This window comes from Kribbella sp. NPDC056861, from assembly GCF_040687575.1.
Taxonomy (GTDB): domain Bacteria; phylum Actinomycetota; class Actinomycetes; order Propionibacteriales; family Kribbellaceae; genus Kribbella.
Genome location: NZ_JBFBNQ010000001.1, coordinates 841,406 through 864,660, shown reverse-complemented (window position 1 = coordinate 864,660; position 23,255 = coordinate 841,406). Strand labels below are relative to the sequence as shown.

General features: G+C 68.0%; 21 protein-coding genes and 1 riboswitch. Of the genes, 16 read left to right on the top strand and 5 right to left on the bottom strand.

The annotated features are described in order from the left end of the window. The first annotated feature begins 27 nt into the window (after positions 1-27). The 13 genes from AB0P21_RS03880 to AB0P21_RS03820 all read left to right on the top strand — a co-directional run bounded on the left by AB0P21_RS03880 (position 28) and on the right by AB0P21_RS03820 (position 11,867). Positions 28-624 carry a CDP-alcohol phosphatidyltransferase family protein gene (locus AB0P21_RS03880; RefSeq protein ID WP_363693544.1) on the top strand — a complete coding sequence of 199 codons (597 nt, stop codon included), beginning with the start codon at positions 28-30 and terminating at the stop codon, positions 622-624. A gap of 90 nt (positions 625-714) precedes the next feature. Beyond that, the gene (locus AB0P21_RS03875) at positions 715-1,506 is read left to right on the top strand and encodes a DUF881 domain-containing protein (protein WP_363693543.1); all 792 of its coding nucleotides are present in this window, start codon (positions 715-717) and stop codon (positions 1,504-1,506) included. Continuing rightward, on the top strand, positions 1,503-1,835 hold the full coding sequence (locus tag AB0P21_RS03870) for a small basic family protein (protein ID WP_270130514.1): 333 nt from the start codon (positions 1,503-1,505) through the stop codon (positions 1,833-1,835). The genes AB0P21_RS03875 and AB0P21_RS03870 overlap by 4 nt, the downstream gene beginning before the upstream one ends. A gap of 1 nt (position 1,836) precedes the next feature. Continuing rightward, positions 1,837-2,658 carry a DUF881 domain-containing protein gene (locus AB0P21_RS03865; protein WP_363693542.1) on the top strand — a complete coding sequence of 274 codons (822 nt, stop codon included), beginning with the start codon at positions 1,837-1,839 and terminating at the stop codon, positions 2,656-2,658. 36 nt (positions 2,659-2,694) lie between these two features. Then, positions 2,695-3,075: a glycine cleavage system protein GcvH gene (gene gcvH, locus AB0P21_RS03860; RefSeq protein ID WP_363693541.1), complete on the top strand. Its 381-nt coding sequence runs from the start codon at positions 2,695-2,697 to the stop codon at positions 3,073-3,075. Between the two features lie 126 nt (positions 3,076-3,201). Beyond that, a complete protein-coding gene (locus AB0P21_RS03855) occupies positions 3,202-3,726 on the top strand; it encodes an FHA domain-containing protein (RefSeq protein ID WP_363693540.1) in 525 nt (174 codons plus the stop codon). Next, positions 3,713-4,414, top strand: coding sequence for a MerR family transcriptional regulator (locus AB0P21_RS03850; protein ID WP_363693539.1), 702 nt, complete (start codon positions 3,713-3,715; stop codon positions 4,412-4,414). The genes AB0P21_RS03855 and AB0P21_RS03850 overlap by 14 nt, the downstream gene beginning before the upstream one ends. 102 nt (positions 4,415-4,516) lie before the next feature. Further along, positions 4,517-5,008, top strand: coding sequence for a bifunctional nuclease family protein (locus AB0P21_RS03845; RefSeq protein ID WP_363693538.1), 492 nt, complete (start codon positions 4,517-4,519; stop codon positions 5,006-5,008). Between the two features lie 306 nt (positions 5,009-5,314). Next, positions 5,315-5,818 (top strand): MerR family transcriptional regulator, encoded by a 504-nt coding sequence (locus AB0P21_RS03840; RefSeq protein WP_363694414.1) that lies wholly within the window; start codon positions 5,315-5,317, stop codon positions 5,816-5,818. 21 nt (positions 5,819-5,839) lie between these two features. Next, a riboswitch (glycine riboswitch) is annotated at positions 5,840-5,938 on the top strand. A gap of 70 nt (positions 5,939-6,008) precedes the next feature. Continuing rightward, entirely contained in the window at positions 6,009-8,858 is a 2,850-nt protein-coding gene (gene gcvP / locus AB0P21_RS03835) for an aminomethyl-transferring glycine dehydrogenase (RefSeq protein WP_363693537.1), read from the top strand. Continuing rightward, positions 8,855-10,153 (top strand): serine hydrolase domain-containing protein, encoded by a 1,299-nt coding sequence (locus tag AB0P21_RS03830; protein ID WP_363693536.1) that lies wholly within the window; start codon positions 8,855-8,857, stop codon positions 10,151-10,153. The genes gcvP and AB0P21_RS03830 overlap by 4 nt, the downstream gene beginning before the upstream one ends. Positions 10,154-10,280: 127 nt before the next feature. After that, positions 10,281-10,847: a hypothetical protein gene (locus AB0P21_RS03825; RefSeq protein WP_363693535.1), complete on the top strand. Its 567-nt coding sequence runs from the start codon at positions 10,281-10,283 to the stop codon at positions 10,845-10,847. A gap of 288 nt (positions 10,848-11,135) precedes the next feature. Then, positions 11,136-11,867 carry a hypothetical protein gene (locus AB0P21_RS03820; RefSeq protein WP_363693534.1) on the top strand — a complete coding sequence of 244 codons (732 nt, stop codon included), beginning with the start codon at positions 11,136-11,138 and terminating at the stop codon, positions 11,865-11,867. A 13-nt stretch (positions 11,868-11,880) separates the two neighbouring features. On the opposite strand, the gene AB0P21_RS03815 is transcribed toward AB0P21_RS03820, so the two are convergent. From AB0P21_RS03815 to AB0P21_RS03805, 3 genes are all read right to left on the bottom strand, one after another. After that, positions 11,881-12,036: a hypothetical protein gene (locus AB0P21_RS03815; protein WP_363693533.1), complete on the bottom strand. Its 156-nt coding sequence runs from the start codon at positions 12,034-12,036 to the stop codon at positions 11,881-11,883. A 226-nt stretch (positions 12,037-12,262) separates the two neighbouring features. Next, on the bottom strand, positions 12,263-13,789 hold the full coding sequence (locus tag AB0P21_RS03810; RefSeq protein WP_363693532.1) for a PfkB family carbohydrate kinase: 1,527 nt from the start codon (positions 13,787-13,789) through the stop codon (positions 12,263-12,265). Between the two features lie 92 nt (positions 13,790-13,881). Next, positions 13,882-15,789, bottom strand: coding sequence for a hypothetical protein (locus AB0P21_RS03805; RefSeq protein WP_363693531.1), 1,908 nt, complete (start codon positions 15,787-15,789; stop codon positions 13,882-13,884). Positions 15,790-16,160: 371 nt separating this feature from the next. Between AB0P21_RS03805 and AB0P21_RS03800 the strand changes: the two genes are divergently transcribed. Next, positions 16,161-16,829 (top strand): class I SAM-dependent methyltransferase, encoded by a 669-nt coding sequence (locus tag AB0P21_RS03800; protein WP_363693530.1) that lies wholly within the window; start codon positions 16,161-16,163, stop codon positions 16,827-16,829. Between the two features lie 157 nt (positions 16,830-16,986). Continuing rightward, positions 16,987-17,415, top strand: a complete 429-nt coding sequence (locus AB0P21_RS03795; RefSeq protein ID WP_363693529.1) for a DUF805 domain-containing protein — start codon at positions 16,987-16,989, stop codon at positions 17,413-17,415. Between the two features lie 115 nt (positions 17,416-17,530). On the opposite strand, the gene AB0P21_RS03790 is transcribed toward AB0P21_RS03795, so the two are convergent. After that, complete coding sequence (locus AB0P21_RS03790) at positions 17,531-18,940, bottom strand: metallopeptidase TldD-related protein (RefSeq protein ID WP_363693528.1); 1,410 nt, start codon at positions 18,938-18,940, stop codon at positions 17,531-17,533. Further along, a complete protein-coding gene (locus AB0P21_RS03785; protein WP_363693527.1) occupies positions 18,937-20,454 on the bottom strand; it encodes a TldD/PmbA family protein in 1,518 nt (505 codons plus the stop codon). Before AB0P21_RS03785 ends, AB0P21_RS03790 begins: the two co-directional genes overlap by 4 nt. A gap of 172 nt (positions 20,455-20,626) precedes the next feature. Between AB0P21_RS03785 and hrpB the strand changes: the two genes are divergently transcribed. Further along, positions 20,627-23,239, top strand: a complete 2,613-nt coding sequence (gene hrpB / locus AB0P21_RS03780) for an ATP-dependent helicase HrpB (RefSeq protein ID WP_363693526.1) — start codon at positions 20,627-20,629, stop codon at positions 23,237-23,239. Positions 23,240-23,255 lie beyond the last annotated feature (16 nt).

The window sequence follows — 23,255 nt, the reverse complement described above, 5'->3', positions numbered from 1 at the left end:
CGATTCGCAGAGCTGGGGGAGGAACGCGTGCCGGACCTGGAAGTGTCCGACCGGGTGCTGACGATCCCGAATGCGCTCAGCTTCATCCGGCTGCTCGGTGTGCCGCTGTTTCTCTGGCTGGTGCTCGGCCCGCAGGAAGACGGCTGGGCCCTCGTGGTGCTGATGATCTCGGGCTTCACCGACTGGGCCGACGGCCAGATCGCGCGCCGGATGAACCAGACCACCCGGCTCGGCCAGATGCTCGACCCGGTCGCCGACCGGCTCTACATCTTCGCCACCGTGCTCGGCCTGGCGCTGCGCGACATCATCCCGTGGTGGCTCGCGATCGCGCTGCCGTTGCGGGACCTGCTGCTGACCTTCGCGCTGCCCGCGCTGCACCGCCGGGGCGTCAACGCGCTGCCGGTGCACTTCCTCGGCAAGTCCGCGACCTTCTGTCTGCTGTACGCGTTCCCGTTGCTGCTGCTCGGCGATGGCGACAGCACGCTCAACCTGCTGGCCCGCGTCTTCGGCTGGGCCTTCGCGATCTGGGGCACCGCGCTGTACTACTGGGCCGGCGCCCTGTACTTCGCTCAGCTGCGGCACCTGATTCAGACCGTCAAACCGATCAGCAACTCGGCGGGCTAAGTCGTGACCCAGTCTCCACCCGGCCAGGCACCACCGGGGCAGTCTGCGCCGGGGCAGTCTCCGCCGGGTCAGCGACGCGTCGACGCGTCCATGTCGCTGCTGAACAACCTGATGGCCCACCCCCTCGACGAGGGGTACGCCGTCGCGGCCAAGGCCCGTACTCCGCAAGGCGACAAGCCGAACAAGTCCCGGCACCGGATCATCCTGGTGATCGCGTTGCTGCTCCTGGGTTTCCTGCTCGCCGTCGCCGCGTCGCAGAACTACCGCAGTGCCCCCGAGGCGGAGAAGCAGCGCAAAGAGCTGATCACCCGGATCAACCAGGCCGACGACCGGCTGGACGCGCTGCGCGGCAACCAGATCAAGCTGGCCGGCGAAGTACGCGGTCTGCAGGCCGGCGGGCTGAGCAACACCAGCGACGGCGCCGCGCTGCAGCAGAAGCTGGACGACCTCGAACTGCAGGTCGGTTCGGTCGCCGTGACGGGCCAGGGGCTGAAGGCGGTCGTCGACGACGCCAAGGACTCCGACGACAAACAGGGCCGGTTGCTCGACGTCGACCTGCAGCAGCTGGTCAACGGGCTGTGGACGGCCGGCGCCGAGGCGATCTCGGTGAACGGTCACCGGCTCACCTCGCTGACCGCGATCCGTGGTGCCGGCAGCGCGATCACGGTCGACTACAGTTCGCTGACCCCGCCGTACACGGTGCTGGCGATCGGGGACACCGCGACCATGCCGGCCCGGTTCGCGCAGAGCTCGGGCGGCCAGTGGGTTCAGTACCTGGTCAGCAATTTCCATGTCCGGATGACCATTACGACGGAGGATTCCTTGCTGGTGCCAGCCGATGCCACCATCGCGCTGCGGTACGCGAAGGTGGGTCCGAGATGATCGCCGTTCTCGGCCTGGTGATCGGCGTCGTCGTCGGTCTGCTGGTCGCGCCCGACGTGCCCGACTGGGCCCAGCCGTACCTGCCGATCGCGGTGGTCGCCGCGCTGGACGCCGTCTTCGGCGCCCTGCGCGCGTTCCTGGACGGGATCTTCGACGACAAGGTGTTCGTCGTCTCGTTCGTCTCGAACGTGCTGATCGCGGCGCTGATCGTCTACCTGGGCGACCAGCTCGGGGTCGGCTCGCAGCTGTCCACCGGTGTGGTGGTCGTGCTCGGCATCCGGATCTTCACCAACATGGCCGCGATCCGGCGCCACGTGTTCAGGGCTTGAGATGGCAGATCCAGACGACCCGACCCCGGCGCAGCCGGCCGAGGTGGCCGAGCATCCGGCCGAGCCGACGCCGATGCCCAGGCCGAAGACGCCGAACCTGGCGCTGCGGCGGCTGAAGGCCGGCTTCAAGCCGTCCCGCGGGCAGGCGATCGTGGCCGTCGTACTGGCGCTGGTCGCCTGTATGGCGGTCGTCCAGGTCCGGGTGAACCGTGCCGACGACGGCTACCAGAACGCCCGCCGCGAGGACCTGATCGCGATCCTCGACGGCCTGGGGCAGAACACCCGCCGGCTGGAGCAGGAGATCACCGAGCTGGAGGCGCGCAAGAACACGCTGACCTCCAGCGCGGACAAGGCGCTGACCGCCCGCCAGCAGGCCGAGCAGCAGGTGCGCGTGCTCGGCATCCTGGCCGGCACGCTGCCCGCCCAGGGCCCCGGCGTGCGGATCACGCTGAACGACCCGGACGCCAAGATGCAGTCGAGCAACCTGCTGGACGCGATCGAGGAGCTCCGCGACGCGGGCGCCGAGGCGATCCAGATCAACGGCCAGGTCCGGGTGGTGGCCAGTACCGATCTGGTCGACGACGCCCCCGGCGTGAAGATCGACGGCGAGAAGGTGCAGTCGCCGTACGTGATCGAGGCGATCGGGGAGTCCCACAACCTGGCCGAGGCGGCCAACTTCCCCGGTGGGCTGATCAGCGAGGTGACCGGTCCGCAGATCGGCGGCACCGCCGAGGTCACCGAGTTGTCGGTCGTTCAGATCACCGCCTTGCACGCCCCGGACGAGCATCGCTACGCTCGCCCGGCGCCCAGCCCGACCAAGTAACTTCCCTGCAGTTTCCTAAATGAAAGAGGGACCGAGGTGTACCCCGAAGACCTGAAGTACACGGCCGAGCACGAGTGGGTCAAGGCCGGCGAGGGCCCGGCACGGGTCGGTATCACCGACTTCGCGCAGGACGCCCTCGGCGACATCGTGTTCGTGCAGCTGCCGGAGGTCGGGACCGCGGTCCGGGCCGGCGACTCCTGCGGTGAGCTCGAGTCGACCAAGAGTGTCAGCGACCTGTTCGCACCCCTCAACGGCACCGTGCGCGCCGTCAACGAGGCGCTCGCGGACCAGCCCGACCTGATCAACACCGACCCGTACGGCGAGGGCTGGCTGCTCGACATCGAGGTCGACGACGACGACGAGATCGAGGCGCTGATGGACGCCGACACGTACAAGGGAACGCTGGATCAGAGCTGATCAGTAGTAGCTGGTAGGTTCTGTCGGACCTCAACCGCCGGTAGAGGGTTGGGGTCACAGTCCACACTGTCATCACGGGGTCAACGAGAACGTCGCCGGACCACCGGCGATCGGGAGGATCACAGCATGCCGTTCTGCAACCAGTGCGGGCACGAGAACTCCGAGGGCAGCAAGTTCTGCTCGCAGTGCGGAACGATGCTCCCTGGCGCGGACCGTCCGGTGACCGCCCCCGGCGTCACCGACACCGCGATGCTCGCGCCGATCAGTATCGAGCCCGAGACCGAGCGTTTCGACGCCGGTGGTGAGTCACTGTCCGCCGAGGACGAAGCCGCGGTCGGCGCGCTGCCGACCGGGTCCGCGCTGCTGATCGTTCAGCGCGGCCCGAACGCGGGCAGCAGGTTCCTGCTCGACGTGGATGTCGTCACGGCCGGCCGGCACCCGGACAGCGACATCTTCCTGGACGACGTCACGGTGTCCCGCCGGCACGCGGAGTTCCGCCGCGACCCGCAGGGGGTCAAGGTGCGCGACGTCGGCAGCCTGAACGGCACCTACGTCAACCGCGACCGGATCGACGAGCTGCAGTTGTCGAACGGCGACGAGGTCCAGATCGGTAAGTACCGTCTGGTGTACTACGCCAGTGGTCAGGCCTGACCCAGCGGTCGGAGACTCCGCGACCGCGGGCAGCAGCATCGGCGAGGTGCTGCAGCTCCTGCAGACCGAGTTCGCCGACGTCACCATCTCCAAGATCCGCTTCCTCGAGGCGGAGGGGCTGGTGACGCCGGCGCGCACCGCTTCGGGGTACCGGAAGTTCAGCGCCGGGGACATCGAGCGGCTGCGCTACGTGCTGACCGCCCAGCGCGACCAGTACCTGCCGCTGAAGGTGATCAAGGATCATCTGGAGGCGATGGACCGCGGTCTGCGTCCGCCGGCGCCCGGTGGCCGTCCGGCTGCTCCCGACCAGTTGCCGCAACCTGCCGGTCTGCCGGACGCGGAGGACTTCTCGACGTACGGGACCGAGCTGAAGCTGACCCGCGACGAGCTGCGCGCGGCGGCCGGGATCACCGTCGAGCTGCTCGAGCAGCTGGAGGGTCACAACCTGATCGTGGCCCGGGGCAAGCATTACGACGGGGACGCGATCCTGATCGCCAAGGCGGCGGCCGAGTTCGCGCAGTACGGGATCGAGCCGCGGCACCTGCGGCCGTTCCGGGCTGCCGCCGACCGCGAGGTGGGGCTGATCGAGCAGGTGGTGCAGCCCCGGCGGGACGACAAGACGCTCGAACTGGCGGCGCTGGCGGTTCGGTTGCATGCGGCACTGGTCCGCTCGCGGCTCGGTCGCTGACGCCGTACTGCGTGGCGTGGTTACCCCGTACCACGGGCCACCGCCGGGCCGCCGGGCCACGTCGGGGCAGCCCCGGCCTGGCCCGCAGAGTAGGCTGAAGGTGTGCGCGAAGTCGACGTGGTCGGAGTCCGGGTTGAGATGCCCTCGAGTCAGCCGATCGTGCTGCTCCGGGAGGTCGGCGGAGAGCGGTACCTGCCGATCTGGATCGGCGCGGCCGAGGCGAGCGCCATCGCGTTCGCCCAGCAGGGGATGGAGCCACCCCGCCCGCTGACCCATGATCTGTTCGCAGAGACCATCCGGGTGCTCGGGCACACCCTCAGCCAGGTCCGGATCGTGAACCTGACCGACGGCGTGTTCGAGGCGATCCTGGTCTTCGACGACAAGACCGAGATCTCCGCCCGCCCGTCGGACTCGATCGCGCTCGCGCTGCGCACCGGCACGCCGGTGTTCTGTACCGAGGAGATCCTGGCCGAGGCCGGCATCCCGGTCCCGGACAGCGAGAACGAGGACGAGGAGGTGGTCGAGGAGGAAGAGGTCGAACGCTTCCGCGAGTTCCTCGATCACGTGACGCCCGAGGACTTCGACAAGAGCTGAGCGTCGCCCGACCTGCCCAATACTGGTACAAGGCCGGAAAGGTAACGATTCGTCACGGAATCGCGACACGCATCCGGCTCGGGGCGGCAGTCGTTGACCCGGCCTGAGCGGCGGCTTACCTTGAAGGAGTCGTGGGGCCTTGTAACTCCACGGATGTGATCCGTTCCAGTCGGTACCCAGGGAGGCTCAGGCGTGACACGCACCGGCGACACTGATCTGACGGCGCAGTCGACGTCCGAAGCACACGCCGAGGCGGCCGCCAGCGCCGGCGTACAGGGTCTGCTCTTCGACGACGATCTGTCGCCGATGCCCGATGACGTCGGTTTCCGCGGCCCGACCGCGTGCTCCGCGGCGGGCATTACGTACCGTCAGCTCGACTACTGGGCCCGCACCGGACTGGTTTCCCCGTCCGTGCGCCCGGCCACCGGCTCCGGCACCCAGCGGCTGTACGGCTTCCGCGACGTGCTGTTGCTCAAGGTGATCAAGCGGCTGCTCGACGCGGGCATCTCGCTGCAGCAGATCCGCAGTGCCATTGCCCACCTGAGCAAACGTGGAATCGATGACCTGACCCAGATCACGCTGATGAGCGACGGCGCCTCGGTCTACATGTGCACCTCGCCCGACGAGGTGATCGACTTACTGGCCGGCGGCCAGGGAGTCTTTGGGATCGCCCTCGGTGGAGTCTGGCGGGAGGTCGAGGGTTCGCTGTCCGAGCTGCCGACCGAGCGTCTCGACGCCCACGAAGGCGAGTCCGGCTCACACGCCAACGACGAGCTCGCTGCCCGTCGCCGGGCCCGGATGACCGGCTGAGGTACGCTCTACCTCAGCCGTACACAGCACTCGGGAGAGTCTCGACCGAGCTGTTTGGTCGGGCGCCGAAGGGGCAATTCCTCCCCGGAACCTCTCAGGCCCCTGGACCGAGTGCCTTAGGCGACTCTGAAGCGTGCGTGCGTGACAGAGGGGGAGGCCACCGGCAATAGTCAGCAACGGAGCCTCTTCAATGACTGATCCCACTCCTCAGGTGTCGGCCGTCTTCGCCGACCGTCACATCGGGCCGCGATCCAGCGAGATCGCCCGGATGGTCGAAGCCCTCGGGTACGCCGATGTCGACGCGCTGGTGGACGCCGCGGTGCCGGCGTCGATCCGCTCGACCGAGCCGCTCCGGTTGCCGGAGCCGGCCTCCGAGGTCGACGCGCTGACCGAGCTGCGTCAGCTCGCCGCGCGCAACAACGTCGCCACCTCGATGATCGGCCAGGGGTACTACGGCACCTTCACCCCCTCGGTGATCGTCCGCCGGCTGGTCGAGAACCCGGCCTGGTACACCGCCTACACGCCGTACCAGCCGGAGATCTCCCAGGGCCGCCTCGAGGCGCTGCTGAACTTCCAGACCGTCGTCTCCGACCTGACCGGCCTGCCGACCGCGAACGCGTCGCTGCTGGACGAGGGCACCGCCGCCGCCGAGGCGATGACGCTGGCGCACCGCTCCAACCGCAAAAGCAAGAGCAACCGCTTCCTGGTCGACGCGGACACCTTCGCGCAGACGATCGCCGTGGTCGAGACCCGCGCGGAGGCGCTCGGCATCGAGGTCGTTGTTGCCGACACCACCGGTGGCCTGCCCGACGGCGACTTCTTCGGCTTCCTGATCCAGTACCCCGGCTCCGGCGGTGTCGTCCGCGACCTGAAGCCGCTGATCGCCGCTGCTCACGAGCGCGAGACTCTGGTCGCGGTCGCCTCCGACCTGCTCGCCCTGACGCTGCTCGAGGCGCCGGGCGAGGCGGGCGCCGACATCGTGATCGGCTCCTCCCAGCGCTTCGGCGTCCCGCTCTTCTACGGTGGCCCGCACGCCGGCTTCATGTCGGTTCGCGCCGGCCTGGAGCGCTCCCTGCCGGGTCGCCTGGTCGGTGTCTCGGTCGACGCGGACGGCGCACCGGCGTACCGGCTGGCGCTGCAGACCCGTGAGCAGCACATCCGTCGCGAGAAGGCGACGTCCAACATCTGTACGGCGCAGGTGCTGCTCGCCGTCGTCGCTTCGATGTACGCCGTCTACCACGGTCCCGAGGGTCTGAAGGCGATCGCCGAGCGCGTGCACCGCAACGCGGAGAGCCTGGCCGCCTCGCTCAAGGCCGGTGGCGTCGAGGTCGTGCACGACCAGTTCTTCGACACCGTGCTCGCTCGCGTGCCGGGTCGCGCGGCCGACGTCGTGGACAACGCCCGCCAGACCGGCATCTGGCTGCGCCAGGTCGACGCGGACCACGTCGGCATCTCCTGCGACGAGAAGACCGACGCCTCGGCGCTGGTCGGCGTGTGCCGCTCCTTCGGTGTCACGTACGACGCGGCGCTGGGCGGGAGCAACCTGACCGAGGCCGTCACCCGTACTTCGGAGTACCTGACGCACCCGGTCTTCAACACGCACCGGTCCGAGACCGCGATGCTGCGCTACCTGCGCAAGCTGTCGGACTACGACTACGCGCTCGACCGCGGCATGATCCCGCTCGGCTCCTGCACGATGAAGCTGAACGCGACCACCGAGATGGAGGCCGTCACCTGGCCCGAGTTCGCCGACATGCACCCGCTGGCGCCGATCGAGGACGCCGCCGGGTACGTGAAGCTGATCGGGCAGCTGGAGCGCTGGCTGGCCGAGGTGACCGGCTACGCGAAGGTCTCGATCCAGCCGAACGCCGGCTCCCAGGGTGAGCTCGCCGGACTGCTCGCGATCCGCGGCTACCACCGGGCCCAGGGCAACGAAGGCCGCAACGTCTGCCTGATCCCGGCCAGCGCGCACGGCACCAACGCCGCCTCCGCGGTGATGGCCGGCATGAAGGTTGTCGTTGTCAAGGGCAACGACGACGGCACGATCGACCTGAACGACCTGCGGGCCAAGGCTGATGAGCACGCGGAGAAGCTGGCCGCGATCATGATCACCTACCCGTCCACGCACGGCGTGTACGAGGAGAGCGTGACCGAGGTCTGCCAGATCGTCCACGACCACGGTGGCCAGGTGTACGTCGACGGCGCGAACCTGAACGCGCTGCTCGGGCTGGCCAAGCCCGGCGAGTTCGGCGGCGACGTCAGCCACCTGAACCTGCACAAGACGTTCTGCATCCCGCACGGCGGCGGCGGCCCGGGTGTCGGTCCGGTCGCGGTGGCCGCGCACTTGGCGCCGTACCTGCCGAACCACCCGCTGCTCGATCAGGCCGGCCCGGAGTCGGGTGTCGGCCCGATCAGCGCGGCGCCGTTCGGCTCGGCCGGCGTACTGGCGATCTCCTGGGCGTACATCCGGATGATGGGCGCCGAAGGTCTGACCTCGGCGACCAAGGCGGCCGTACTGACCGCCAACTACGTCGCGAAGCGGCTCGAGAACGCCTTCCCGGTGCTCTACACCGGCGAGAACGGGCTGGTCGCGCACGAGTGCATCCTGGACCTGCGGCCGATGACCAAGGAGACCGGCATCACCGTCGACGACGTCGCGAAGCGGCTGGTCGACTACGGCTTCCACGCGCCGACGATGTCGTTCCCGGTGGCCGGCACGCTGATGGTCGAGCCGACGGAATCCGAAGATCTCGGGGAACTCGATCGTTTCTGCGACGCGATGATCGCGATCAAGCACGAGATCGACCGGGTCGCGGCGGGGGAGTGGCCGGCCGGCGACAACCCGCTGGTGAACGCGCCGCACACCGCGTCGTCGGTGATCAACGACAAGTGGGAGCACGCCTACACCCGCGAGGAGGCCGCGTTCCCGCAGTCGGTCGACCGCACCACGAAGTACTGGCCGCCGGTGCGCCGCATCGACGGCGCGTACGGCGACCGCAACCTGATCTGCTCGTGCCCTTCCCCGGAGGCCTTTGAGTGACTTTGCGCCCTGACACTGCCGCGGCTCTTTATGCTGACGTCGCGGCAGCCCAGAGTGAGTGGAAGTTGCCCTCGATCAACGCCGGCGTGCTGCAGGACGGCAAGCTGGCGTGGACCGGGTCGAGGGGCCGGATCGCTGATGGGCAAGGGCTCGCGCCCGGTGCGGACGTGCAGTACCGGATCGGGTCGATCACCAAGACGCTGACCGCGGTACTGATCATGCAGTGCCGCGACGACGGCCTGCTGTCGCTGAACGATGCCGTGGGCAAGCACCTGCCCGGGGTCGCGTTCGGCGACCTCACCGTCCGGCACCTGCTGGCGCACTCCGGCGGCATGAACGCCGAGCCGGCCGGTGCTTGGTGGGAACGCAACCCCGGGGTGTCCTTCGAGACGCTGACCGCCGCGATGGACGAGTCGCAGGCAGCCGGCAAACCCGACCGCCGACACCACTACTCCAACCTCGGCTACGCACTGCTGGGCGAGATCGCTGCTCGGTTGCGTGGCGCTGCGTGGATGGAGCTGGTGGCGTCGCGAATCCTCGACCCGCTGGAGATGCGGCGTACGACGTACTTCCCGGTGCGGCCTGCTGCGCAAGGGTTTTCGGTGCATCCCTTCAGTGGCCGGCTGTCGGCCGAGCCGGCTTATGACGCGGGTGCGATGGCGCCGGCTGGGCAACTGTGGAGCACGATCGAGGATCTCGCGAAGTACGCCGCGTTCTGGATCGACCCTGGCTACGAGGTTCTGAGTCGCGACACGGTCGACGAGATGGCCGCACCTGTTGCAACCGACCCACGTGAGGCCTTGGCTGCGGCGTACGGGCTTGGGTTGCGTTTGCATGCCGACGACCCGCATCTGTTCATCGGCCACACGGGCTCCATGCCTGGCTTCCTGGCTGGATTATTTGTCGATCGGGCCCGACGGATCGGCGCCGTGACGCTGGGCAATGCGACGTACGGGAAGTGCGCGTCGGTGCCACTCGATCTGATGCGAACGCTTGCGTCGTACGAGCCACCGCTGCCGATGGAGTGGGAGCCCGAGCCGGAGCTCGCCCAGGGCGAGGAGTTGCTCGGACATTGGTACTGGGGCAACACGCCGATGACGATGTCGGTGTGCGGCGGGATCCTGCAGCTGTCCGGTGCAATGACTTCGCGCTTCTCGCCGCTTGGGTCGGATTTGTACCGCGGCCGCGACGGTTATTTCGCGGGAGAGAAGCTGCAGGTAGTGCGCGACGGCGAGGCAATTATGCACCTGGACCTGGCGACCTTCACGCTGACGCGCACGCCCTACGGCGACTGAAGGAGTAAGCGGCGGGTCGCTGAGAGTCGCACCCCGGGCTTGGTCTAGAGTGTGGCGCTCGCCACACTCTCGTGGCGCGTACTCCTGCCGAACGCCTGCTCGGTGGGCCGACAGAAAGTGTCAACCAGTGCCATTGCCCGGCATCTTGAGCCGTCCAAATCTCCAGCGGCTCACCACCCTCAGATCGCGGCGCGAGCCGGACCAGGCTTGGATCAGTGACCTCGAAGGCTATCGACAGGTTCTCCAGGGCGGATGGTCCGAGCGGACCTGTCATGAGAGCTTCCTCGAGCCGGCTGGTCCGGGTGTCCCGACGTCACGTGGTCAATGCGGAGTCAGCTCGGCTTGGCTGGCCGAGAAGCTGGAAGCCCGGCTCGTTCGACACGTCACGTACTGCTATGGCGACGTGTATTCCGTGGGGCAGGACGAATCGATCGTGCTGGGACGGCACTGCTGGATCGAGGTCGGGCGCGAGAGCGATTCCAGTCGCCTGGTGGTTGACCTGACCGGCGATCAATCGGACGCACTGCGACAGCATGAAGTACTGCACGGGCCGCATGACGAGCTGCAGATCCGTCTGGACGTCGACTATCGCGCACGCATCCGGCTGAAGCCGTCTGAGTTGGTCGATGATCTCGTGTACGAACGCCTGATCATTCTCAAGCAGAACCTGGCCGCGCGCGCCGTCGCGCGCTGACCGGCACGCCGAACTCCGCGGCGACCAGAAGTTCTCACTCGTACCATCGGTTTCCGGGCCTTCGATGCCCACAGCAAGACAGGAGGCGGGCGATTGTGCGCCCTTGCCGTCAGCACCGATTTGACCATCAGACCGCCGTCGAGATTTCGGCTCGACGAATGTCGCGGCGCTGATTCCCTTTTGGCCGCATTGGTTGCGGGATCGGCAGCCAGACATCAGGTCGAGCCGCGAGCGCTCGCGGTACGGACCTTGTTGCATCTGCCACGCGTTGCCGCGCACAACGGTTCTGTGCACCGCCGGCAGGTTGATGCCGAACTACGTAATTGTGCGGTCGGGCTCCGCGCGGATCAGGCGGGGATCGCCGATCTGATCTCGGCCGACAGATTCGAGCTGCAGGATCTGCGATTCGTCGAGTACGACGATCGGAACGCCGCCCGGATCTTCAAACACTTGCATTATCTGCGGAGCGCTCGGGCCGGCTCGAGGAATTACGCGCTGGTCGACCCGATGCGCGGATTGCCGGTGACTTTGTGCAGCGTTTCCCCGCTCGAGTGGGCTCTCGTCGCCCGGCAGTTGAGTAGCCAGTTCGGCGTACCGCGGGAGCGGGCCTGGGACGTCTCCAGGGTGTACTCGTTCGACGTCGCGCCGACCAACGCGATTTCCTTCTTGCTGGCCAAGGTGCGTAACGCCATCCGGCAGAGCGAGCCGCAGGTCGAGTTGCTGACGACGGCTGTCGATCCGAACCTGGGATTCACTGGTTCGAGTTACCGGGCAGCTAACTGGCAACGCTGGATGTCGATCGGTCCGCGGCCTTACCTCTACCTCGATGGACGCTATGTCAGCCCGCGCAGGCTGCGGGAGGACTACGGCACGGCCAACCTGACCAAGGTCCGGTTGTCCACCGGTGCCCGGGTCGAGCAGAGTCGGACCACGCTGCTGGACTCCGCGATCTTCTGCAGCCGGATCAAGGGGGAGACGGAGTCCGTGTCGCTCGACGAGCAACGAAGACTCCGTCGTTGACTTTGTCGCCAACTCAGTTCGCCAGGCTGACCGTGAAGCTGTAGACACCGAGGCCGAAGATGACGATCACCGTCATGAAGAGCAGGAAGAGCACCTGCTTCCAGAACCCGTAAAGGACGATGGCCAGGGTTCCGATCAGAATCAGTACCAGCGCTTGGTTCTCGGTCATCGGGATCACTCACTTCCAGGGTTGCGGCGAAGTGGTCTTGCATTCTTGGCGGAGTGCGATAGATTGATCGCGGCACCGCCCTGTCCTGCTTTGCTCTCAGTGAAGCGCATGGCAATTGCCTGTCAATCCGGTTTATTGGCAGTGATCGAGCTGCCAAATGGAACGCGGAACTGCCAAATGGCAGCAATTCCCCGGTGTACGGCGCGGTCGGCTGCCAAACGGTATTTCAGTGGCTGTTGGGCCGCGCGTTGCGCAGTTTGCGTTCGATCCGCTCGCGATCGGGCATCGTCGTCGCGTGGGTGTGATCCTCGGCGGCGCACTCCATCGCAGCGGCGACCCATCGCGCGCCGCCTTCGGTGAAGGCGCCGTCGTCGATCAGTTTCGTGGCCAGGGCGGCACAGAAGGCGTCGCGAGTTGTGGCCGACTCCTTGAAGGGGGACGAGACCGTCGGCAGTCGGTTGATCCGGGTGGTGTGGGAGTAGATGAGGCCGCCGCCGTAGCCGAGCAGGCAGACCGTGCCCACACCTCGCTCGAGAAGGTGATCGCCGACCCGGTCCGGATCGAACCGGTCATGGTGGCTCGGGACGTAGCGCTCCAGCTCCCAGGCGTGGGCGACCAGATAGTCGATCTGCGACAGCGCGAGTCGTGAGATTCCACCGTCGGGGTACGGCTGGCCGGGGGTCACGATCACGAACGGCCGGAAGTCCTCGTCCGGGTGTGCCAGGTCCACGGCGCGCTGGAAGGTCTCGCGGGGTACCTCGAAGGTGAGCAGTACCGCGTCGCAGTCGGCGATCTGGCGGGAGAGCAGGTCGACGTCCCGCACGCTCAGGTTGATCACCTTGTCGTTGCGCCAGACCGCCGCGATGCTGTCGCCGAGGCGCAGTTCGAAGACTCCGGTGATCGGTGTCCGAGCACCGCGGACGATCTTGAGCAGCGACGTGTCCACGTTCTCGGTGCGGAGGTGCTCGACGATCTCCTGGCCGAACTGATCGTCGCCCAGCGCGGCGACGAGGCTGACCTTGAGGCCGAGCCTGGCTGCGGCGACGGCCTGGCTGACGCCTTTGCCGCCTGGGGTGAGCAGGCAGTCGTCCGCGAGCGTTGACGTCTCGTGCTGGGGTATCAGTTTGGTCCGGAAGATCACGTCCATCACCGCTCCGCCGATGACGATCACCCGGCCGGCGGGTGGGGTCTGCTGGTGGCCTGCCGACCTGCCTGCCTCCGCCGTAGTCGGTACTGCGATGAGATCGTCTCCGGGCTGGAGGAGTTGCCGTGCCAGCTGACGTAGTACGTCGGACTCGATGGTGCCGCGCAAGGTGCGGTCACTCGGAGCATGGTCCGGAGCCAGGCCCATCGCCAGGTGCAGGTTGCGCCAGTGACTCAGGAGGGTGGCTCGACGCCGGCCCAGCGAAGCTGCGCGAAGCGCTTGAATGACCTTGTCGTCCAGGCCGTGCTGGGCGTAGGCGTCTTCCAGTACACCGAGGGCGAGGATGGCGTCGGCGACTATCTGATAGGTCCCGTCGGTGGTGTCGCGGACGCATTGGGCCACCACCTGCACCGCTGCCAGCGCGAGATCAATGTCTTGCACACTGGCGAAGTTCTGCACCAGGGGGAGCCGCAGGAGAGGTGCGACGTCGCTCCGTCTGGTGGTGATCTGCAGGCGTTCCAGGACCAGACCGTCCCGCGCCCGGAGCTTTTCGAGTGCATGGGTCAGCACAACGGCGTCGGACGAGTCCAAATCCTCGCGGTTGGCCATACGCCCCCCGGCGGTGCTGTTGTACGTCGGTTCCCAGTATTGGGTAGGGCTGCGTCTGCTGCAGCCCTACCCGGAGTGGCGGGTGGGAATCGTCAGCGCAGGGCGGTGAGCCAGCGGGCTGCGGATTTGGCGTTTTGGAGGCGGCGTTCGTACGTGGCGCCTACGGTCAGGAGGATCAGGCCGGCGGTGGCGAGGGTGATCCAGCGGGGGATTAGTGGGGCTACTTCGAGGAATTGCCAGAGGGTGATTTTGAGGAGGACTGCGGCGCCGATGACGAAGGGGGATTGAAGGGAGAGGCGGGTGCCTAGCAGGATTACTGCGAGGGCGGCGGCTACGACGAAAGTGGTGCGGAGGTAGTCGTCGTTGCTGTTGGCAATTAGTGCGGAAGGGACGAGGCCGAGGAGCAGGCCGGGGCCAAGGAAGATCCAGCTGGGTTGGGTGCGGTAGGCGTAGGTGCCGATGGCCAGGAGGACGGCGGCGGGCGGGAGGGTGAACCATTCGATGGTGGTGGCGCCGGTGCCCAGGACGAAGGCTGTGTTGGCGAGGATCAGGAGGGCGCCGGCTACCAGGAGGGCCTGGCGGCGGGTGGGGCGCATGCCGTAGGCAACTAAGGGGGCGGCGGCGATGGTGAGGACGATGCCGGAGAGGGTTTCGCTGAGGTCGATCAGGGCGATGGATTCGGCCAGCAGGGTGGCGGTTGCGGCGCAGGTCAGCAGGACGCGTTCCAGGGGTGGGTTGTTGACCAGGCAGGCGGCGGCGATGGAGAGGGCGCCGATGAGGGCGAGGGTGATGGCGCCGGTCCAGAGGGTGAAGAAGGCGTCGTAGGTGACCAGGAGGACTGCTAGCTGGGCCGCGGGGCTTGCGATCAGGGCGGCTGTAGTGGGCTGGAGGTGTTTGCGCCAGGCGGCTACCAGGGCCAGTGCGGAGACTGCTGCCGAGACCAGGCCGAGTTGCACGACGTCCTGGGTCAGGGCGCAGAACAAGAGGTTGACCATGGCAACTACAGCGGTGGCCGTCCAACCAACAGCAGCCCGTACTCCGCTCCGCTTGGCCATCAGCAGCGCGATGAGCGCGAGGGCTGTGGCGAGGGCCGTGTCCAGCCAGCGGCCGGCTGTGGGGAGTTGGGGGAGACAGGTCGCGACGGCGAAGGCGGCGGCCGCGGTACAGGTGGCTTCGGCGAGAGCGGGTGGGAGCGTGCGGGGGAGGGAGACCTTGCGGACCAAGGTGATGCCGGTGACTGCGGCGAGGCAGAGGACTGCGGTGGTCGCCAGGACCGGGGCGAGGGCTGTCGCCGAACCGTCCAGGAGGTCGTTGAGCGCTGGGCGAGTTCGGGTCGAGTAGTGCGCGACCAGGCTGAGGAAGACGCGGACGCAGCCGGTGATCATCAGGGCCCAGAAGACGAGTGCCGAGCAGATCGCGCCGGTGCCGCGGATGACCTTGGTGCCCTTGGTCGACCAGATCAGGGTGATTGCGACCTGGACCAGCAAAGCGAACAGGAAAGGGGCCAGCGGCACCCGATCGGCGAGCAGGAAGGGCAGCGCGAGTTGGCCGATGATCACGGCGGCGACACCGTAGGTGATCACGGTAGGCGCGATGCGTGACAGCAGGAGGTTGGTCGCGGCAACTACTGCGGCGGCGAGGCCGAAATAGGTGAAGCCGTCAACGGTGTCGGGGCCGATCAGGCCGAGGGCGCGGGCGCCGTACAGGTCGACGGTGAGCAGGCCGCTGCCGAGGATGGCGAGGGCTTCCGCAGTACCGGCGAGTTTGTGGCGTGCGGCAAGGACCGAGGAAGCCATCGAGAGGGCAGCCAGGGTGGCAATGATCGATGCCTGGACGGCGACCGGGAGGCTGTCCCAGGTGACGGCGAGGAAGGTGACGCCGGCTGCGAGCAGGAGCAGGACGCCCAGGCTCAGCAGAGTTGCCTGCGGGCTCAAGCGTCGGCGTTGGCGGCGGACCTTCGGTTCCGGCGGTTGGCGCAGTGAGCTCTGATAGGCAGGCAACCGGATCTGCTGCGGTGGGCGAGGCCGCGGCTGCGGCGGGACTGCCCGCGGCGGCGGGGCCGGGTAATTTCCTTGTGTAGCAGGCCTTGGGGTCACCAGAGGCGGAAACGCCGGCGGAACTTGCTGTGCCGGTCGCGGTACTACGGGTGACGGTACCGCGGTCAGCTGGACGTCCACATGAAGCGCGGTGCGGCAGACGGGACACTGCAGGTCAGTGGGCTGGGCGTTCATCTGGCGTCCTCCTCGACGGTCACCCTCACTATCGCCAGGTGGAACGCGGGGGCGCTTGAGTACGTCTACTCAAGTTCGTCGCGTAGGCTGCTGCGGGTCTGCCGTTCGAACAGACCGGCGAGGCGACCACGGGGAGCAAGATGAAGACTGGGTATGTCGAGCTCGCAAGGGCTCAGCAGGAGCGATGGCAGACCGCCTACGAGCAGCATTCGAGCCTGCACGGGACCGCGCCGTCGGCGGCGGCCCGCTGGACGGCGAAGCTGTTCGGTGCCGCGGGCATCGATGACGTGCTGGAGCTGGGCGCCGGCCAGGGCCGGGACGCGTTCTACCTTGCCAGGCAGGGATTCAGCGTGCACGCCACCGACTTCAGCGGATCCGCGCTGAACCGGCTCCGGCTGGAAGCGCAGCGCGAGGGACTGGACGACCGGGTCACCGCGGCGTTGCACGACGTCCGCGATCCGCTGCCACCGGCCGACGCCACCGTCGGCGCGGTGTACGCCAACGTGCTGCTGAACATGGCCTTGTCGCGCACCGAACTACGGGCCCTGGTCAACGAGATTCGCCGGGTCCTGCGGCCGGGCGGGCTTTTCGTCTACACCGTCTGGTCGACCGGCGACAGCTGTTTCGGCAAGTGCGCCGACATCGGTGACGGCCTGTACGCCAAGGACGGGTTCGCCGGCCGGTTCTTCGATCTCGACCTGGTGCACGAACTGGCCGAACGATGGGAACTCGGTGCCGCCGACGCCTATCAGGAGAACGGCCACAGTCTGTGGCGCGTTACCCAAGCGAAACCCGCGCCCGCAACCTGAAGCAGGCTCCGATCACCCGTTCAAAACCTGAAGTCGGCTCTAACTACGGCGCGGCAGGTTGCGGTGTGGTTACCAATGCGAATAGTTGGATTGACTGATCCGTTCGGTTCCGACAGGCTCGGTCCGCGTCTCACCTTCGACCATCGGAGAAACACCAATGCAGTGGTACACAGATGTCATCAAGAAGTACGCCGTGTTCAGCGGCCGCGCCCGGCGCAAGGAGTTCTGGATGTTCACGCTCTTCAGCGTGATCATCTCCATCATCATCAGCATCCTGGACCGGATCCTCGGTCTGACCTACGGCTCCGGCAACTCCTCCGGTGTGCTGTCGACCATCTACTCGCTGGCCGTGCTGCTGCCGTCCATCGGCGTCGGCATCCGTCGTCTGCACGACACCGGCCGGAGCGGCTGGTGGCTGCTGATCAACCTGGTGCCCTGCATCGGGTTCATCGTCTACATCGTCTTCGCTGCCCAGGAGGGCAACGCCGGCGACAACGCGTACGGCCCGGACCCGAAGGCTGCTGAGCGCTTCGGTCCCGGTGGCGAGCCGGGCTACCCGGGCTACCCGCCGGCCCCGCAGGCCTGATCCACCCCACGCGATCCCGCGAGCCTGGTTGAGAGACGCCGGTCAGTGGGGGCACCGTGATGGAGGCCCGGCATCCCGTACTACGGGGTGCCGGGCCTTCTCGTTGCCGCGAGGCTCAGGACGCCTGGCTGACGCTGGACATGTTGAAGTCCGGTACCAGCAGCGGCGGCGTCGCAGTACGGGTGGTGTCGTCGCCCCACTCGCGCGACAGTGACGGCACCGTCGCGCCGGCCGCGGTGAACCGGGACAGCAGGTCGACCGGGCTCTCGTTGAAGCGGAAGTTGTTCACGGCACCGGTCACCTCGCCGTTCTCGACCAGGTAGACGCCGTCGCGGGTCAGCCCGGTGAGCAGCAGGGTCTGCTGGTCGACCGGGCGGATGTACCACAGGCAGGTGAGCAGCAGGCCGTGATCCAGGCCGGCGACCAGGTCGTCCGTAGTACCGGTCGCGCCGTCCACCGACAGCACGTAGTTGTCGACCAGCGGCGTGACCGCCGGGGCGCCGGTGAGGCCGGCGGTGAAGCGGCTCTGCATCAGGTTCTCGAGCTTGCCACCGCGGATCCAGTCGGTGGCGCTGAGGGACAGACCGTTGTCGAAGACGCTGGACGTGCCACCTGAGCTGCGCGCCGACGCGAACGGGAGGGTCTCCAGGCCGGACAGGTTGGGATCCGACCGCAGAACGACGGGATGCGGCGACAGTACGTCGCCGACCCGGGTGCCGCCTGACGGCTTCGAGAAGACGTTGCGGCCCTCGTAGGCGTCGCGACCGTCCAGCTCCCAGAACAAGAAGGTCGCGAGGTCAGCCACCGCGGCAGGCGGGAGCACGGTCGGGTGCCGGCCGGCTTCGACCGAGACCGTGCGAGTGGCCCAGCCGAGGCGGCGGGTCAGCTCCGTGTCGATGGCGAGCGGGTCGACGTCCCTGAAGTCGGCTGTGGCCGCGCCGACCCAGGCCGACTGGCTCAGGTCGCCGCTCTTGCCGGTCGCCGAGACGAAGCCGCGGGGCAGGCTGTGCCGCAACCGGAGTCCGGTAGAGGATCCGACGTACAGGGTGGTGACTTCGTGGTCCGCGAAGCCGTAGAGCCAGCGGCTCTCCTTGCCGGCCCGGGCGAAGGCTTCGCCGAGTGCCGGGGCGAAGTCGGCGTACACGTTGACAGAGGTTTCGTCCGGCTCCTCCGCCCAGCCCTCGCCGACAGTGCCCTCCACGAGCGGCTGGGCGTCTTCGGCCGGGCTGGACTCGCGTGCAGCGGCCACTGCGGCCTCGACAAGCTGCTGGATGCTCTGGTCGGTGGTGGACGACCGGCCGGCCACGCCTGCCGCAGTACCTTCGCCTGCGCCGACAGTGGCGATCACTGTGACCTGGGAGCCGCGCATGGCCCCGTTGGTGGTCAGAGTGTTGTTGGCCCAGCGCAGGTTGGCACTGGAGGTCTCCGAGACCAGTACGACGCAACCCGTGGCGCCTGCGGCCGCAGCCAGGTCCAGGCCGCGCTCGACGGTGTCTTGCGGGCTGAGCTGAATGGCGATCGTCACCGGCCGGCCTCCTGCGTGGTGTTGAGAATGCGGACGTCGCGGAACAGGGCGGACGGGCAGCCGTGGCTGACGGCGCCGCTCTGGCTGGGCTGGGCCTTGCCGCAGTTGAGCGCGCCGCCGAGCAGGTAGGTGTCAGGACCGCCGACGGCCTCCATCGAGCCCCAGAAGTCGGTGGTGGTCGCCTGGTAGGCGACGTCGCGCAGCTGGCCGTCCAGCTTGCCGTCGGTGATCTTGTAGAACCGCTGGCCGGTGAACTGGAAGTTGTACCGCTGCATGTCGATCGACCAGGACTTGTCGCCGACGATGTAGATGCCGTTCCGCACCCTGCTGATCAGCTCCTCGGTCGAGGGGCCGTCCGCGGCGGGCTGCAGGGACACGTTGGCCATCCGCTGGATCGGGATGTGCCCGGAGGAGTCGGCGTACGCGCAGCCGTTGGAGCGATCGGTGCCGAGCACGTCCTCGTTCACCTTCGCCATCCGGCGGTCGACCTGGTAGCCGACCAGGATGCCGTCCTTGACCAGATCCCACTGCTGGCCGGCCACGCCCTCGTCGTCGTACCCGACGGTGGACAAGCCGTTCTCGGCCGTCCGGTCGCCGGTGACGTGCATGACCGGGGAGCCGTACTCGAGCTTGCCGAGCTGGTCGAGGGTGGCGAAGCTGGTGCCCGCGTAGTTGGCCTCGTAGCCGAGGGCGCGGTCCAGTTCGGTCGCGTGACCGATCGACTCGTGGATGGTGAGCCAGAGGTTGGTCGGGTCGATCACCAGGTCGTACTGGCCGGCCTCGACGCTCGGGGCGGCCATCTTCTCGGCCAGCCAGCCGGGCAGCTGGGCGAGCTCCTCGTCCCAGTTCCAGCCGGTACCGGTCATGTACTCCCAGCCGCGGCCGGCCGGCGGCGCGCAACTGGCCATGGTGTCGAAGCGGCCGGTCTCGGGATCGATCGCGGTGGCCTGGATCTTCGGGCCGATCCGGATCCGCTGCTGGGTGGTGGCGGTGCCCTCGGAGTTCGCGTAGAACTTGCACTCGTTGATCGAGGCAACACGGGCGGTCACGTGTGTGACCCCGGGCGTCTGGAGCAGCCGGTTGCTGAAGTCGGTGAGCAGCGCGACCTTCTCGGCGCGCGGCAGGCTCAGCGGGTCGATCTGGTAAGACGAGACCCAGCTGACGTCGTCGTACACCGGCTCGTCGGCGAGCTCGATCGGCTCGGAGTTGATCGGCCGCGACACCTGCGCGAGATGGACTGCCTGCTCGGCCACCCGGACCGCCTCGTCCGTGGTCAGCGCGACCCCGGCGGCGAAACCCCAGGTGCCGTCGTGGATCACCCGGACCGCCAGCCCGAGGTCCTCGTCGTCGTGAGCGCTCTCCAGCACGCCGTCACGGAGCGAGATCGCCTCCGCCCGGATCCGCTCGAGCCGGAACTCGGCATAGGTGGCCCCCAGATCGGCGGCCCGCCGCAACGCGGCATTGGCCAACTCGAACCGGGGCAGGGCTAGGAACGAAGCATCGACTTCTGGCACGAGTTCGACCTTATGACATCGGACCGGCTCGGTAGCGGAACGGCCGTGGCGGTGTAGAGACAGTGCGCAGATCGGACAGAACGTGAGCGGGTGCGCGGCCGTGAGCAACCAGCGGAGTACGAAGCAGCGGTGGCAGTGAGGCTCAAGACGGGCGGTCGGTTAGCGTCGGGGCGTGCCGTTGCCTGATCTGCCCGTGTTGCTGCCTGATTCGTCCGTGCCCGGGGCTGATCTGCCGGTTCGTGCCGTGTTGCCGGCCACCGTTGACGCCGTACGCCGGTACGGCACGGCGGTCCTGGTCGCGCCGCCTGGATCGGGGAAGACCTCGCTGCTGCCGCTCGCGCTCGCCGACGCGCTCGGCGGGACCGTGCTGGTCGCCGAGCCGCGCAGGATGGCCACTCGTGCCGCCGCGAGTCGGCTTGCGATGCTGGTCGGCGAACCTCTCGGTCAACGCATCGGGTATGCGATGCGTGGTGAGCGCAGTGGCGGCAAGGGCGTCCGGGTCGAGGTGGTGACGACCGGTTTGCTCGTACGGCGTCTGCAGCGCAACCCGGAGTTGCCAGGCGTCGCCGCGGTGGTGATCGACGAGTGTCACGAGCGGCATCTCGACGCGGATCTGCTGCTCGCGTTCTGTGTGGATATCCGGGCGAACCTGCGTGAGGACCTCGCGATCGTGGCGACTTCGGCGACCCCGGACACGGTCACGTTGAGTCGGGCCTTGGGGGCTGAGCAGCCGGCGCCGGTGGTGACCGCGTCGGCGGCGATGTTCGACGTACAGGTCGAATGGGCGCCGCCGCCTGTGCCGGTGCCGATCCTGCCGGGTGGGCGGGTCGATCCGCGGTTGCTGGATCACGTGGCCGCGGTTGTCCGGCGGGCGATGGACGAGAACGCTGGGGACATTCTCGTGTTCGTGCCGGGGGAGGCGGAGATCAATGGGGTGGCGCGGCGGCTGGGTGAGCTGAACGTGTTGCCGTTGTTCGGGCGGCAGACGCGGGCGGAGCAGGATCGTGCGCTGGCGCCGGGGGCTGCTCGGCGGATCGTGGTCACTACGTCGGTGGCGGAGAGTTCGCTGACGGTGCCGGGCGTGCGGGTTGTTGTTGATTCTGGGCTTGCTCGTGAGCCTCGGACCGATCAGTCGCGCGGGCTTGGTGCGTTGGTGACTTGCCGGGTGTCGAAGTCGTCGGCTGATCAGCGGGCTGGTCGTGCCGGGCGGGAGGCGCCTGGGCGGGTCTATCGGTGCTGGTCTGCGACTGATCATGCGCATCTCGACGATCATGCTGCTCCGGAGATCGCTACTGCTGATCTGGCTGCGTTTGCGCTGGATCTTGCTGCTTGGGGTGCGCCGGGTGGTGATGGGCTGACGTTGCTGGAGGCGCCGCCGGTGGTGGCGATGAGTGCGGCTGTTGAGCTGCTGCTTCGGTTGGACGCGATTGATGAAGGTGGCCGGATCACTGAGCGGGGGCGGCGGATGGCGGCGATCGGTGCGCATCCGCGGCTGGCTCGGGCGCTGCTGGATGGGACGCCACGGGTTGGGGCTGAGCGGGCTCGGGAGATTGTGGCGATGTTGTCGGAGGATTCCGGGCGGGACTTCGGTGATGATTTGCCTGCGCGGTGGCGGGCGCTGCGGCGGGGTGTGGATCGCGGGGCCACCGCTCGGTGGCGGGAGGAAGCGAAGCGGTTGGGACGTGGGTCGGAGCCTGCGGTTGGTGGTGCAGCGGATCGGCTTTCTGCGCAAGGCGGGCAGGCGCCGGGGACGGTTGGTGGCGGAACGGCAACTGGGTCGGGCGTACCGGCTGGACGTGATGGGGCAGGCGTGCCGGACGACCTCGCCGCGGGCATCGTGGTCGGGTTGGCGTATCCGGATCGGATCGCGCGGGCTCGCGAGGCCGACTCCGCGACGTACCAGATGTCGGGTGGCACCGGCGCCGCGCTCGACCCGCAGTCGCCGCTGAGGACGACGCCCTGGCTGGCGATCGCGGTCGCCGATCGGGCCCCGGGTCGTGCCGATGCGCGGATCCGCTCGGCGGCGCCGATCGACGAGGCGACGGCGCGTGATGTCGCGGGTGATCTGGTCTCGTTCTCCGACCAGATCCGCTGGGACGACGGCCGGATCGTGACGCGACGGCTGCAGACACTCGGGGCGATCGTGCTCACCGACGTACCGCTGACCAAGCCCGACCCGTTGCTCGTCCAAGCGGCTGTCAGAGACGGTCTGCGCCGCAGCGGTCTCGGCGTACTGCGTTGGTCCGAGGCCGCCGGCGCGTTGCGTGACCGGCTCGCGTTCTGCCACGCCCACCTCGGGGCTCCATGGCCGGCGGTCGACGACGCGGCGCTGCTGGCGAGTCTCGATGACTGGCTCGATCTCTCCTCCGTCCGTGGTGCGCGCGATCTCGCGCACCTCGACGTCGCGACCGCGCTGCGGCGGTTGCTGCCATGGCCGGCTGCGACCCGATTCGGGGAACTCGCGCCGGAACGTCTCGCAGTACCGTCCGGCTCTCAGGTGCGACTCGCGTACGACGGCGCCGAGCCGCCGGTCCTCGCGGTCAAGCTGCAGGAGGTCTTCGGCTGGACGACAACCCCGGTGGTCGCCGACGGCCGCGTACCGGTCGTGCTGCACCTGCTCTCGCCTGCCCGACGCCCGGTCGCGATCACCAGCGACCTCGCCTCCTTCTGGAAGCAGGGCTACCCCCAGGTCCGTGCCGACCTCCGCGCCCGCTACCCCCGCCATCCCTGGCCGGAAGACCCGCTGACCGCCCCACCCACCAAACGCCTCAAACCCCGCCAGTAGAAGCAACTCCAACCCA

Bases quoted from the DNA above. Each gene is read 5' to 3' on its own strand.
- AB0P21_RS03875 (WP_363693543.1), top strand. From the start codon at position 715: ATGTCGCTGCTGAACAACCTGATGGCCCACCCCCTCGACGAGGGGTAC.
- AB0P21_RS03870 (WP_270130514.1), top strand. From the start codon at position 1,503: ATGATCGCCGTTCTCGGCCTGGTGATCGGCGTCGTCGTCGGTCTGCTG.
- AB0P21_RS03865 (WP_363693542.1), top strand. From the start codon at position 1,837: ATGGCAGATCCAGACGACCCGACCCCGGCGCAGCCGGCCGAGGTGGCC.
- AB0P21_RS03855 (WP_363693540.1), top strand. From the start codon at position 3,202: ATGCCGTTCTGCAACCAGTGCGGGCACGAGAACTCCGAGGGCAGCAAG.
- AB0P21_RS03840 (WP_363694414.1), top strand. From the start codon at position 5,315: ATGCCCGATGACGTCGGTTTCCGCGGCCCGACCGCGTGCTCCGCGGCG.
- gcvP (WP_363693537.1), top strand. From the start codon at position 6,009: ATGACTGATCCCACTCCTCAGGTGTCGGCCGTCTTCGCCGACCGTCAC.
- AB0P21_RS03815 (WP_363693533.1), bottom strand. From the start codon at position 12,036: ATGACCGAGAACCAAGCGCTGGTACTGATTCTGATCGGAACCCTGGCC.
- AB0P21_RS03810 (WP_363693532.1), bottom strand. From the start codon at position 13,789: ATGGCCAACCGCGAGGATTTGGACTCGTCCGACGCCGTTGTGCTGACC.
- AB0P21_RS03800 (WP_363693530.1), top strand. From the start codon at position 16,161: ATGAAGACTGGGTATGTCGAGCTCGCAAGGGCTCAGCAGGAGCGATGG.
- AB0P21_RS03795 (WP_363693529.1), top strand. From the start codon at position 16,987: ATGCAGTGGTACACAGATGTCATCAAGAAGTACGCCGTGTTCAGCGGC.